The sequence below is a fragment of the Amycolatopsis taiwanensis DSM 45107 genome (assembly GCF_000519205.1).
Classification (GTDB): Bacteria; Actinomycetota; Actinomycetes; order Mycobacteriales; family Pseudonocardiaceae; genus Amycolatopsis_E; species Amycolatopsis_E taiwanensis.
Genome location: NZ_JAFB01000009.1, coordinates 163,517 through 175,364, shown reverse-complemented (window position 1 = coordinate 175,364; position 11,848 = coordinate 163,517). Strand labels below are relative to the sequence as shown.

The following is an 11,848-nucleotide window of genomic DNA, read 5'->3' as shown; positions in this document are numbered from 1 at the left end:
GGCGCACGTCCTGCGCGAAGCGCGTCCTCATGCTCTGGCAGGATCCGGTCGCGGCCAAGTGCCGAAAGTCCCTGGGAGTCTCATACCGAGAGGGCCGGCATCGAGGCGGAAAGCGTCATATCGCCCGCCTACGAGGGCGCAATCGGCGTTTGGACCTGGTCGCCACGAACACCGCAACGGCGGGGTGTCCCGAGCACGGGACCCCCCCCGCCGTTGCGTGTTCCCGGCCGTCAGCCCGCCAGGCGGGACCCCGTCTCCAACAGGGACTTGAGGTCGGACAGCACCCACGGCCACCCGCCGCCACCCTGGTCGGCGTCCCCGGCACCCTCGACCTGCGCGGCGTGCTGCGGCTTGCCCGCCAGATCGTGGAGCAGGGTGAGCTTGACCCCACCCGCGGACTCGGTGATCTCGTAGGTCAGCGTGGTGAAGCCCTCCTCCGCGGCCGCCGGGTCCATCACCATCCGCCAGCTCAGCACCAGCTTGTGCGGCGCGTCGACCTCGATCACCTCGCCGTCGATGACGACGTCGGGCACCGGGTAACCCGCCGCCTTCATACCCTCAACCATCGCGGGGTCGGGTGCTGTTGCGAACTTCGCGCCCGGTGTGAGGTCGAAGTCCGTCAGCCCGCCGTAGCCGTAGCGCTGCGTCCACTCCGGCTTGGTCAACGCGTCGAACACCTGCTGCGCGGTCGCCTTGATGTACACCCGGTACACCTGGGTCGTCGATTCGGTGCTGGTCATGAGTCCTTCTCCAATTGTCTTTTGAGTTCGGTGAGCGCCGAGACGTGGCGCTCGGTGTACTTGTCGATCCACCGGTCGTGGATCAACCGGATAGGCACCGGGTTGAGGTAGTGCTTCTTCTCCCGCCCGGACTTGCGTGCGACGACCAGTTCCGCCTGTTCGAGGACCTTGAGGTGCTTGGCCACCCCGAACCGGGTCATCGCCAACTCGGACTCCAGTTCGGTGAGCGTGCGGCCGTCGCGCGCGAACAGCAGGTCGAGAAGGTAGCGGCGGGTGGGATCGGCCAGCGCCTTGAACACCAGATCCTCGTCCGTCACCCCCGAAATATATGTGACCATTTGGTCACATGTCAACGGGTCCCAACGCCCGCGGGTCGCTCGGCCGCCGGTTCCGCCGTCCCGGCGGTACGCCGCCCCCGCGGCCGACCGACACCATGGCGACTGGACCGCTGGTCCCGAAAGCGGCCACTCACGTATCAGCCACCACGGCGACGGCCCGAGCGATCACGCCGGCGATCCGGGCAGGCTGAGTGAGCAGCGCCAAGTGGTCCGCGTTCTCGCGATGCACCCACCAGCCTTGACGTTCGGCCTCATCCGCCGCCCCGGCATATGCCTCACTCAGGCGCACGTAGGCGCAGCGGGAGGCAGGCCAACCGGGCGCATTCGGCGCCGGTTCCTCGAAGTAGGCCACCGGCATGGTTGGCAGCTCGGCGATGAACCGTTCGCGCAGACCTACGTCGGACACCAACGTGTCGAGCACATCGGATGGAAGCCAGTCGTGCCAACGGGGAAGCCGCCCGGCACGAGCCAGACCGGCCACTTGCTCGCGCAGTTGAACAGGGGCGGTGTCGAACCAACTGTTACCCGGATGCGGAAGCAACGCGTCCACGAACACAGCACCGTGAACATCGGTCCCGACTACCTCGGCAACGGCGGGCAGCAGCGCCCCGGCGCCGCTGTGACCGACCAACACCACGGCGCCATGACTTCCGTCCATGTCGAGAGCGCGAGCCGCCGCTTCAGCGAACCTCCGATAGTAGGGCGGTCCCTCCTCGACGACAGCCGTAAGCGATGGCACGACGACGCGCTGGCCCTCGCGTCGCAGATGCGCCGCCGTCAACTCCCAGGTCAACGGCCTACCAGCGGACTATGAACAAGCAGGAGCGTAGGCGCGAGCGGATTCATGAACCGATTCTGCACATCGGCGATCCCAGCGGCTGGTTTTGCTGACCACGAAGGACCTCTGCACGACTACGGCAGGAATTCGCCGGCTCAATGCCGGCACGCCACCGGCACGGCACCGGCACGAAAGACCATCGCATCCGGCGGAACCTCTCCTGGGCCATCTCGTCCGCGGGTGGCTCACCGCAAGGAAGAGCACACCAACCGTTAGCCTTGGTCCAGACCCCGTCATCCATGGAAGGGACACCTGATGGTCGGAGGCTTCCCCAAAGCTGAAGACGACCTGCCCGCTCTTCTGGCTGCCCACATGGACAAGCCCAGCGTGGCACGCACGTACGACTGGTACTTGGGCGGCACGCATCACTACGCGATCGATGCCGAGTTCGGAAAACAGATCAGTGCCACGCTGCCCGACATCATCACGTTCGCCCGCCAGAACCGGGCGTTCCTACGGCGAGCGGTCCGCTACGCCGTCGACGCCGGCCACACACAGTTTGTGGATATCGGCAGCGGCCTGCCGACCGCCAAGAACGTACACGACGTGGCTGACCAGATCCGTCCCGGCGACACCAGGGTCGTCTATATCGACCACGACCCGGTCGCGCAGGCACATGCGGAATACCTGCTGGACAAACACGCTGATCCACAGCGCCACAAGGCTCTGTTCGCCGACTTCACCGAGCCCGAGGACCTCTGGGACAAGGTGCTCGGCACCGGAGTGATCGACCCCGCCAAGCCAGTGGTGCTGTTGGCAGTGGCGCTGCTCCATTGTTTGACTCCGGCTTCACAGCCCCAGGCGCATCTGGACTTCCTCAAGGACGCGTTGGCGCCGGAGAGCATGCTGATCATCAGCCACGGCTGGGTTGATCCGGACAAGGACCCGGTGGCTTATGCCAAGACCATGGAGGTGCTCGACCGCTACACCCACGAGTCCACGAGTCCGCTCTACATTCGCCCGCCCGAAACCGTGCGGCAGTTTTTCGACGGCTGGACTCTCCAGGATCCTGGCCTGGTCTGGCTTCCACAATGGCATCCCGAACTCGCCACCGACGATGACGAGCCCTTCGAGCGACCGGCACACGAGACACGTGCCCTGGCCGCGGCCGCGGTCAAACCAGGGGCCTAGGGTCTGCATCGATGTCGATCAGAGCCATTGGTTGAGTGCGGCGGGGTGGACGGTGGCTTCGTAGCGGTGGCGAGTTCGTCGTAGCGGGTGGTGACCGTGGTGTGTTCCCGCTGGGGTAGTCCGGCCTTCGGTGTCTGTGTTCGCAAGCCGGAACTCACGTGCCTGAACCGGGAACTCACGTGCCCGAGCCAGGAACTCACGTGCCTGAACCGGGGACACGCCCGGTGCTGGCGTGTCCCCGGCTGGGAAGGGCGAGTTCTGGGTTCGGGTGGGCGAGTTCTGGGTTCGGGGAGGTGAGTTCTGGGTTTGTGGCGGGTTCCGGGGTTCCGGGCAAGAACGCCAAGATCAGCCCAACCCACCCCAGCCGACTTCGACACAGGCCCTAGTGCCGTTTCAAGCAACGTTGGCGTGGTAACCCGGCGACGGGGAGGGCCGGTCTCACCCCGTCTACACCGTTGGTCAGCGCACCATTATCCGAGCCGGCTCGCGCCCGGCCGCAACCAACTCGGCCTGCTCGTGGTTCACCGGCTCAATGTCGACACCGGCACGAAAGAGCATGGCGAGACTGATTCCAAGGAAACCGCGAGCCAACCTCAAGTACCCCGAATTTCTGACGACGGGACTGTCCAGCGCCGCCCGGACGAACACCTCCATCCCCGCCGGATCAATCATCAGCGGTCCACTCCGTGAGCCAGGTTTCCAGGCCAGGGAAGTCCGGATTCTCAGCGGCGATGAGTTTGGTCGTTCGGGGCGTATCGTCCAGACATGGACTCCACTGCTTCACCCCGCGTCCTCGTCATCGGGCTTGATCCGTGTCGAGTGCCCGGACCGTGGGATCCCGAGCCGGTGGTCAAGGCGATCGAGGCGGGACTGGCCAAGTTCGCCGAACACGGCGTGGGCGTCGAGACCTGCCTGATCGGCCTCGATGGAAGTGACGACGTGGAAGCGGTCGTCGGGAATGCGCTGCGAGCCCATCCATGGGAGTGCGTCACCGTCGGCGGTGGCCTGCGGCACTCAGACGATCAAGTCGAACTCCTCGAGCAAATAATCAACCTGGTTCGGCAGCACGCACCCGATGCGGCCATCGCGTTCAACAGCAATCCGGCCACTACCTATGAGGCCGCTGCCCGTTGGCTCGAGTGACGCTCGGCCCCGTCGACGCGCTTGGTTGGATCAACGCAGGTCCGTGCAGTCAATGACGACGGCGAACAGCGGTTGCTGGCCCGGCACCGGTTGCGGCGCCACGAGCACAGTCACGTCGTCCGGACCGGGCACAATCGGAATCGCGGCGGCCCCAGGCGCTTCCTCGGCCACCAGTGGGGTGGCCTGGCTACCGTGCTGCCCGGCGGGTTTCTTACATTCTTCCGCGGCGGTCCGTACCCCGCTCCGCCAGGACGGGCCGTTCGACCGGACTGTCGGCGCTGCCCAGTCGCTGAGCAACTGCACGGCGAGAAAGGCCGCCGTAATGCCCACCGCGAACGTGCGGGTACGGAGCTGGTCGAGAAGCACGATGATCGCCGTCCACAGCAAGAGTAGCGGCACCACTGTGTAGCGCGAACCGCCCAGCGAGAAGTCTTCGCGGTCGAGAAAGTCTGCGGTGCCCCGCAGTCCCACGGCGACGACGAGGTAGGCGATCGAGCTGACCAGGCTCACGGCGACGACTGGGCGGACCGTCGGTGTGGCGAGCCGGATCAGCACGGCCAGACCTGCCGCAGCGACCAGCACCGCGAAGATCACGGCAAGGAGGCCGAAGCTCTGGTACACCGGGCCCAGGAGGTGATCACCGGTGAGCGCGCTGAGCACCACGCGCAGGCCGTAGATGACCGGGAGATCCGTGAGGTCGGTTGTGCTGGCGCGGTAGTCCGTCGCCCAGGCCAGGTGCACCCAGCCTTGGACGGCCAGGGCCACCAGCATCGCAGCGGGCGCGATGAGGGCGATGCGCTTACGTGGTGCGCGGAGCACGCCGACCAGGGCGGCCGGCAGGACGAGTGCGGTGAGCGGGTCGGACAGAGCCGCCAGTACGCACACCGCTGCGGCACCGGCCTGCCCGCGAACCGAGCGAGGGGCCGCCAGCAGCACCCAGAACGCCGCGAAGGCCAGGTACCAGTGCAGGTCGTTGACCGCCGCGTTGATCTCGAAACCGGCCTGGGGCAACAGCGGGACCAATGCGGCCACCAGACCGCGGGCCCACCGGGACCTCAGCAGCCGGCCGCTGGCAAACCACACGAGCACGGAGATCAGGGCGACGACGATCGCGGCACTAGCCGCGAGCCAGGCCGCCGCCCACTCCAGCGGGAGATGGGCGGCGGGCTGGGCGAGCAGCCGCGCGACCACCTGGAGGTAACCCGCGTGCGGCGTGGTGAGGTTGTGCCACAGGCCGTGGCGCATCGCCTGGTTGAGGAAGGTGCTGTCCTCGGCCCACATCACGTCGTACGCGCGTTGCCCAGGTCCCCTGACGAGTTGAAGCCAGGTCGCGGCCAGCACCCAGCCCGCCACCGCGGCGATCAGGCCGCGACGGCGAGTGCCGGTCGCCCGTGTGAGCCCGTCGCCGGGTTTGTTCGTGGCGGTGAGTGTGGCGTGCCCCACCACGGTCACCTCCGTCGCCGAGCTGAGAGGCTCTTGAGCAGGTCGATCGCTCCTGCGGGGCGCTCGGCGATGGCCTTCTTCAGTTGCTCGTTCTCCTTGTTCAGCCGCACTATTTCGGCCTGCTGACGTTGCGCGAGGCCGGCCTGCTCGGTGAGCCGGTCGAGCTCGTGGCGCTGGGCGGCGATCGTGTTCGCGAGCGCGTCTGCGTCCGCCGCGTGCGCCACCGCCTCGTACTGGAGTTGCAGGACCCTGGTGTAGAGCGCGAGCCGGTTGTTCTCCAGCATTGCCAGCAGCCTCGAATCGGTGTACGGCCGGAGAGCCTCGAGCAGGGGGTGGGACCCGCCCTCGTCCCGGACCACGACACCGAGCCCGAAGATCGCCGGTACGAGCACGAGCCACCAGTCCGCGCCTGCCGCCGCCAGCGCGTCCTCCACAGCGGTGAGCACGCCGTTGCGTTCCCCACCCGCTTCCTCGGAGCAAGTAAAGGCACCGAGGCCGACGAAGCCGGCCGGCGTGAGTTCGTCATGCCAGATCGTCGGACCGTCCGGGCTTGATGGGTGACGGTCTTCGGAAGTCAGGCGGGAAGGCTCGTAGTACAGGTCGCGCCGGGACCACGGCCACAGGAGATCGTGCAGGACGATCACGGCGTCCGGGGCGTGCTCCAGCACCCAGGTCAGTTCGGGGCGCACCGTCGCGTAGTTGTGATCGCCGTCCAGGACGTAGAGGTCCGCGGGAGGCAACTCGGGCAGGACATCCGGGGACGGCCGCTCGACGAGGTGCAGCGCGTCGTTCCCGGCGACGGCTGTCCTCAGCGTCTGGTTGGGAGCGGGATCGACGCAGTACACCGAGGTGGCGCCGAGCTCCGCGTACAAGGTGCTCATCTGGCCGGACTCCGCGCCGACCTCGACGACGGTGGAGATCACGCGGTGCGCGTAAATCAGCTCGAAGATCTCGCGGAAACACGACAGCGAATGCAGCAGGAGCGGTTGCTGCCGGGCCCATCGGGCCTGCGCGTGCGGGTCCTCTCGGGTGCCGAACGCGGCCGCCGGGTTCATCGGCTGTTCCTCAGTTGGCGGACGGCGATCCGGGCCATCGCGGCGGCCAGGCCGGCCGGACCACGGGCCTTGTACTCCTCGCGGGCCCGGCTCGACACGCGGACGAGGCGGGAGGCCGCGGGCAACCGGCCCCCCATGCCGGTCCTGGACTTGGGCAGCATGGCGAACGCGACGGTGACTTGTCCGGAACTCACCGGCTGGCCCACCCGGCTCGCCACCGGCAGCCAGATCGCCGATTCGTCCACTTCGAACTCGATCATATTGCCGCCGAGCCAGCGGCAGGCGGCGTGGATGAGCCCGGCGAAGTCGTCCGGCTGGTCCCAGCGCACCACGTGCGGCGTGCTCTGGCCGCCCGCGAACACCTTGACTTCGATCCAGTCCACGCGCACGAGCGCGGGCCTGCCCGGGATCGCCAGCGAGATGTCGGTGACATCGCCGCCGGCGGAACGGAAATCGAGCCTGGCGAAGGACAGGCCGTTGTGGTTGATACGGACCCGGCGGGCCGGGCCGTCGTGCCATGCACCGTCGGCCGTACGGAAGGCCAGCCGAGTCTGGAAAGGGTCGCCGGACGGCTCGAACACGCGCGGATCGATCTGGCCGTACGCCAGGGCACGGGCCGCGGTCCCGAGCGTGGCATCGGACGCGGCGAGCAGAGCCGGCCAGAAGGCGTCCCGCATGCTGAGGTCGTCGAGATCGTTCGGCGAGAGGTAGGGAACAGCGGGCGTGAGGTCCTCGGGGATGACACGGGTGATCGCGGCGGAGCCGAAGTTGTCCTCGTGTCCCCAGTTCCCGAAGACCGCCGCCTCCTCCGAGCCAGGGGCCTTCAGCGCGGAGACGAGAATGTTGCCCAGCCGGTGCCTCGCCTCGCCAGTGAGTTCAGGCCAACTGCCCTCATGTGCCGTGACGTAGCGGTTCCATTCCGCCTGAAACGCAAGGATTCCTTCCTGCGCGGCGGTGCGCTCCAGCTTTTGGCCGTCGGAGTCCGGCGCCGGCCCCAGCACGGGAGAGCCGTCCTCGGTGAAGTCGAGCAGTGATCCGCAAAGATCGTTGACCGCCTGCTCGAGCGCTTCCGGGCTCCGGCTCAGGGTGGCCGCGATCTCGTGCGGATGCCCGGCCTGGCTCAGGTAGCCCTCGATGCGGAGTCCGGCCTGGTAGACGCGCGCGGAGCGACGGTCGGTCGCGAGGTAGTAGCCGGTGGGCGTGACGTCCACGTTCGCCACGCGCAGGACCTGCGCCAGATAGTGCTGGATCGTGCCGCCCCAGCCGACGTCGACGAGCGCGAGTTCGCGGTCAGCCAGTGCTCCGGCGCGACGTAGTTCACGGAGCAGCCGGTCGCGCATCATCGTCACCGTGACCGTCAGGCGGTTCTTCAGGTGCGCGGTCTCGGTGAGGGCCGCGCAGACGGTGTCGATCGTGCGTTCGTTGTCGAGCACCGTGTCCAGCAACTCGCCCAGCACGGGCACGTCGCCCGGACGCAGGTGCAGCACGGTCAGCAACTGTCGCACGGTGAGCTGGTAGCGCTGCCACACGAAGGTGCGCAGGGAGTCGAGATCCGCGGGATCCAGCGCCGCAATGGAGGTGACGTGGCGGGAGAGCCAGATCGGTTTGGCCTCCACCTTCCAGCCACGGCTCTGCGCCGCGTTGTTGACCAGCGCGGACAGTAGCGTTCCCTCGCGCATGGGGCACCAGAGCACCGGGATGCCCGCGTCGTGGGCGCGCTGCGCGACCCATTCGGCGAATCCGGTCAGCACCGGCCCGAAGACCGCCGCCCCGAACCGCCACGCCGTGCGGACACTGGTCAGCGCGGAGGGGTCCGCCCGCTGGAGAATCTTCGCGCGCAGGCTCGTCAGGCCGAAGTCACCCTGTTCAGGGTCGAGGTGTTCACCGAGCGGATCATCGATGTCGATCGGTTCCCGTTCCCGGTCGAGTATTTCGGTGAAAGTCTCGTCACCGCGCTCGTAGTGCACCGTGCGAATGCCGAGTTCACCAGGTACCTCGTGGTCGGCCACCGGATTGTCGCCGACGTGCAGGAGCTGTTCGGGGCGGCAGCCGAGCTGGTCGAGCACGATTTCCCACAGTCCGGAGGCCTTGTCCAGGCCGTGCTGGTGCGAACGGAACACACGGGCGCCGCGCAGGCCGGGGAGCTCGGGCCGATCGAGCAGGTAGGCAAGCTGTTCTTCGGTGAAGTAGGTGTCCGAGACCAGCGCGATCGGAACACCACTGCGGTGCGCGAGATCGATCAGATCCGCAATATCAAGGTCGGGGACGGTGAAAGCTCGTTCCATCTCCACTTCCGCCTGCACGAGTTCAGCCGGGGAAGCGGCGAAGATCGGCAAGGGCATGCGCTGCCAGATGTCGAACAGCGAGACCTCGTTGCCCAACGATTCAGGCCTGCGCCGAGCTGCCCGCTCCGCATCGATTCGAGCCAGGCGGAATCCGGCTGGGGTCATCCACTCAGGGGAAATGCCGTCGCGCTGGAGACGGGCGCCCAACAGGGCGAAGAGGTCGGTCGGTCGCGGTGTCCTGCGCCAGAGGATCGTGTCGAACACATCCAGTGAAAGCACCGAACAGGACCTGTCCGCGACCATCCGGCTGGCCCGGTCCAGCGTCGGGTGACCGGTGCCCCCCAGCAAAACGGGCATGGATGTTCCCTTCGTGAGCAAAGTGGCGCACAGCGTGTTATTGCACGTATCACCCATACGGGTCAAAGCGTTACTACCCGCTTAAGAAAGTCGGCCGGTAACTCATGCCGCGTCGGCCATCGCGGTGCCCCTACGGCCCGGCGGGCGGGTACCGCGGGTCGAGGTGCTACTTCCTGTGGAGCGGGTCGTGCGCGGCACGCTGCTGCTGCATCCACTGCACGCCCTCGTCTGCGGCTCGCAGCCGGAGGATCCAGTAGGCGGCGGCGAGCGCCAGGGCAATGGCTGCGGCGGTCTTCTTCAAGTTGGCCTCCCGTGGTTACGATGTGCAGTCGGAGGCACCCGGTCAGGTGTTACACATTCGGGCGCTATGCCCCCAACCGCCTGGCTGTTGGGGCGGTCACGGCGAGGTAGGTGTGGGCGAGCATGGCGAGGGTGGTGTGCCGGTACCAGGCGCCATAACGGCGGACTTGGTAGTGGTCCAGGCCCTTCCGCCGGCAGAGACGACCAAATCCCAGGAAAATGCTGTCGTTAAGTGAAATTCGGTGTCGTTCGATACCGTTGACGCCCCCGCCGCCGATCTCCTCCGCATTGCCTCCGTCGAGGCAGCGTGGTGTTTGCCAGCACATATGAGGTTTTTGATATGCCGACGATATCGGCCGGCTCGTAGCATCGGGGCATGCGTGTGTTGGTCGTCGAGGACGAGCCCTACATGGCAGAGGCGATCCGCGATGGCCTGCGCCTGGAAGCGATCGCGGCCGATATCGCCGGTGACGGCGACACCGCTCTGGAACTGCTGAGCATCAACGCCTACGACATCGCTGTCCTCGACCGCGACATTCCCGGGCCCTCCGGCGACGAGATCGCCAAACGCATCGTCGCCTCCGGCAGCGGCATGCCGATCCTCATCCTCACCGCCGCCGACCGGATCGACGACAAGGCTTCCGGGTTCGAGCTCGGCGCCGACGACTACCTCACCAAACCGTTCGCCCTCCGGGAACTCGTACTCCGTCTCAGGGCACTCGACCGCAGACGCGCCCACCACCGGCCACCCGTGCGAGAGATCGCAGGCCTGCGTCTGGACCCGTTCCGCCGCGAGGTCTACCGCGACGGACGCTACGTCGCGCTCACCCGCAAGCAGTTCGCCGTGCTCGAAGTCCTCGTCGCCGCCGAAGGCGGTGTGATCAGCGCCGAAGAGTTGCTGGAACGGGCGTGGGACGAGAACGCCGACCCGTTCACCAACGCCGTGCGCATCACGGTCTCCGCCCTGCGCAAACGGCTCGGCGAACCCTGGATCATCGCCACCGTCCCCGGCGTCGGCTACCGCATTCACACAGCACCCGGCACCGAGCGTGAGAGCGGCGACCGTGGATAGAGCCCCAGGCTTGAGCGTTCGCCTCAAACTCACCCTTAGCTACGCCGGATTCCTCATGCTCGCAGGTGCCTTGCTACTCGCGGTCGTGTGGTACTTCCTGCTGCGTTATGTGCCCAGCGGTCCGCTCGTCGGCTATAGCCTTCGTGTTCCCAGCCGGTACGACCTCTTGCGCGCCTTCGCTCCGAAGGCAGCCGCAGCGATGGCGTTCCTGCTGGTGTTCGGTCTCGTGGGAGGGTGGATTCTCGCCGGGGGCATGCTCTCCCCGCTGACGCGCATCACGGACGCCACCCGCCTGGCCGCGAACGGATCACTCTCCCACCGAATCCGGCTACCGGGCCGCCAAGACGAGTTCCGCGAACTCGCCGACGCCTTCGACACCATGCTCGCACAGCTCGAAGCACACGCCGCCGAACAGCAGAGATTCGCGGCCAACGCCTCCCACGAACTGCGCACCCCACTGGCGATCACGCAGACACTTCTCGACGTGGCCCGCAACGATCCCAACCGCGACACCGGCGAACTCGTCGCCCTCCTCCACGCCGTCAACACCCGAGCGATCAACCTCACCGAAGCATTGCTCCTGCTCAGCCGCGCCGACCAACGTTCCTTCACCCGAGAACATGTCGACCTGTCCCTCATGGCGGAAGAAGCCACCGAAACGCTCCTCCCCCTCGCAGAAAAACGCGGTGTCACCATCAAGACCTCCGGCGACATGGCACCCACCATCGGCTCACACGCGCTCCTGCAGCAGCTGACCACGAACCTCGTCCACAACGCGATCGTCCACAACCTGCCCGAACAGGGCACCGTGTGGGTCACGACCAGCGTTCACCCTGGGAGCGTGGTGCTCACGGTCGAGAACACCGGCGAGAAGCTCAGCCCCCATCTGGTTTCCACGCTTGTCGAGCCGTTTCAGCGCGGCACCAGGCGCATACGCACCGACCACGCAGGTGTCGGCCTCGGCCTGGCCATCGTCAAAAGCATCACCCAGGCACACGATGGAGCCCTCACCCTCACTCCCTGCCCCGCCGGCGGGCTCCGCGTCACGGTGCAACTGCCCGCCGCGTCACCGCGCGGCGGGCAGGTCCCGTAGGAAGCGGGACGATATTCCTGTTTGGCCGGTGTACCCGCGGCGTTGGTAGAACC

At 67.0% G+C, this 11,848-nt stretch carries 12 protein-coding genes; 4 read left to right on the top strand and 8 right to left on the bottom strand.

The window, feature by feature from the left end:
- Positions 1-230: 230 nt before the first annotated feature.
- The 3 genes from A3CU_RS0108870 to A3CU_RS44020 form a co-directional block, all read right to left on the bottom strand.
- Positions 231-740, bottom strand: coding sequence for an SRPBCC domain-containing protein (locus tag A3CU_RS0108870; RefSeq protein ID WP_027941984.1), 510 nt, complete (start codon positions 738-740; stop codon positions 231-233).
- Positions 737-1,078 carry an ArsR/SmtB family transcription factor gene (locus tag A3CU_RS0108865; protein ID WP_211246373.1) on the bottom strand — a complete coding sequence of 114 codons (342 nt, stop codon included), beginning with the start codon at positions 1,076-1,078 and terminating at the stop codon, positions 737-739. Before A3CU_RS0108865 ends, A3CU_RS0108870 begins: the two co-directional genes overlap by 4 nt.
- A 130-nt stretch (positions 1,079-1,208) precedes the next feature.
- A complete protein-coding gene (locus tag A3CU_RS44020; protein WP_245616963.1) occupies positions 1,209-1,817 on the bottom strand; it encodes an alpha/beta fold hydrolase in 609 nt (202 codons plus the stop codon).
- Between the two features lie 411 nt (positions 1,818-2,228).
- Here A3CU_RS44020 and A3CU_RS0108855 point away from each other — a divergent pair, with 411 nt between their 5' ends.
- Complete coding sequence (locus A3CU_RS0108855; protein WP_169739605.1) at positions 2,229-3,047, top strand: SAM-dependent methyltransferase; 819 nt, start codon at positions 2,229-2,231, stop codon at positions 3,045-3,047.
- A gap of 459 nt (positions 3,048-3,506) precedes the next feature.
- On the opposite strand, the gene A3CU_RS0108850 is transcribed toward A3CU_RS0108855, so the two are convergent.
- A complete protein-coding gene (locus A3CU_RS0108850) occupies positions 3,507-3,719 on the bottom strand; it encodes a DUF6086 family protein (RefSeq protein WP_027941981.1) in 213 nt (70 codons plus the stop codon).
- A gap of 174 nt (positions 3,720-3,893) precedes the next feature.
- Between A3CU_RS0108850 and A3CU_RS0108845 the strand changes: the two genes are divergently transcribed.
- Entirely contained in the window at positions 3,894-4,190 is a 297-nt protein-coding gene (locus A3CU_RS0108845) for a hypothetical protein (protein WP_211246372.1), read from the top strand.
- 30 nt (positions 4,191-4,220) lie between these two features.
- On the opposite strand, the gene A3CU_RS0108840 is transcribed toward A3CU_RS0108845, so the two are convergent.
- From A3CU_RS0108840 to A3CU_RS55100, 4 genes are all read right to left on the bottom strand, one after another.
- On the bottom strand, positions 4,221-5,633 hold the full coding sequence (locus tag A3CU_RS0108840; RefSeq protein ID WP_245616947.1) for a glucosyltransferase: 1,413 nt from the start codon (positions 5,631-5,633) through the stop codon (positions 4,221-4,223).
- 5 nt (positions 5,634-5,638) lie between these two features.
- A complete protein-coding gene (locus A3CU_RS44015; protein WP_052371564.1) occupies positions 5,639-6,688 on the bottom strand; it encodes a class I SAM-dependent methyltransferase in 1,050 nt (349 codons plus the stop codon).
- Positions 6,685-9,330 (bottom strand): HAD family hydrolase, encoded by a 2,646-nt coding sequence (locus tag A3CU_RS0108830; protein WP_043840808.1) that lies wholly within the window; start codon positions 9,328-9,330, stop codon positions 6,685-6,687. Before A3CU_RS0108830 ends, A3CU_RS44015 begins: the two co-directional genes overlap by 4 nt.
- 166 nt (positions 9,331-9,496) lie before the next feature.
- The gene (locus tag A3CU_RS55100; RefSeq protein ID WP_281174102.1) at positions 9,497-9,631 is read right to left on the bottom strand and encodes a hypothetical protein; all 135 of its coding nucleotides are present in this window, start codon (positions 9,629-9,631) and stop codon (positions 9,497-9,499) included.
- Between the two features lie 375 nt (positions 9,632-10,006).
- Here A3CU_RS55100 and A3CU_RS0108820 point away from each other — a divergent pair, with 375 nt between their 5' ends.
- Both A3CU_RS0108820 and A3CU_RS0108815 read left to right on the top strand, forming a co-directional pair.
- Entirely contained in the window at positions 10,007-10,702 is a 696-nt protein-coding gene (locus A3CU_RS0108820; RefSeq protein ID WP_027941977.1) for a response regulator transcription factor, read from the top strand.
- On the top strand, positions 10,695-11,795 hold the full coding sequence (locus A3CU_RS0108815; protein ID WP_027941976.1) for a sensor histidine kinase: 1,101 nt from the start codon (positions 10,695-10,697) through the stop codon (positions 11,793-11,795). Before A3CU_RS0108820 ends, A3CU_RS0108815 begins: the two co-directional genes overlap by 8 nt.
- The last annotated feature ends 53 nt before the right edge of the window (positions 11,796-11,848 follow it).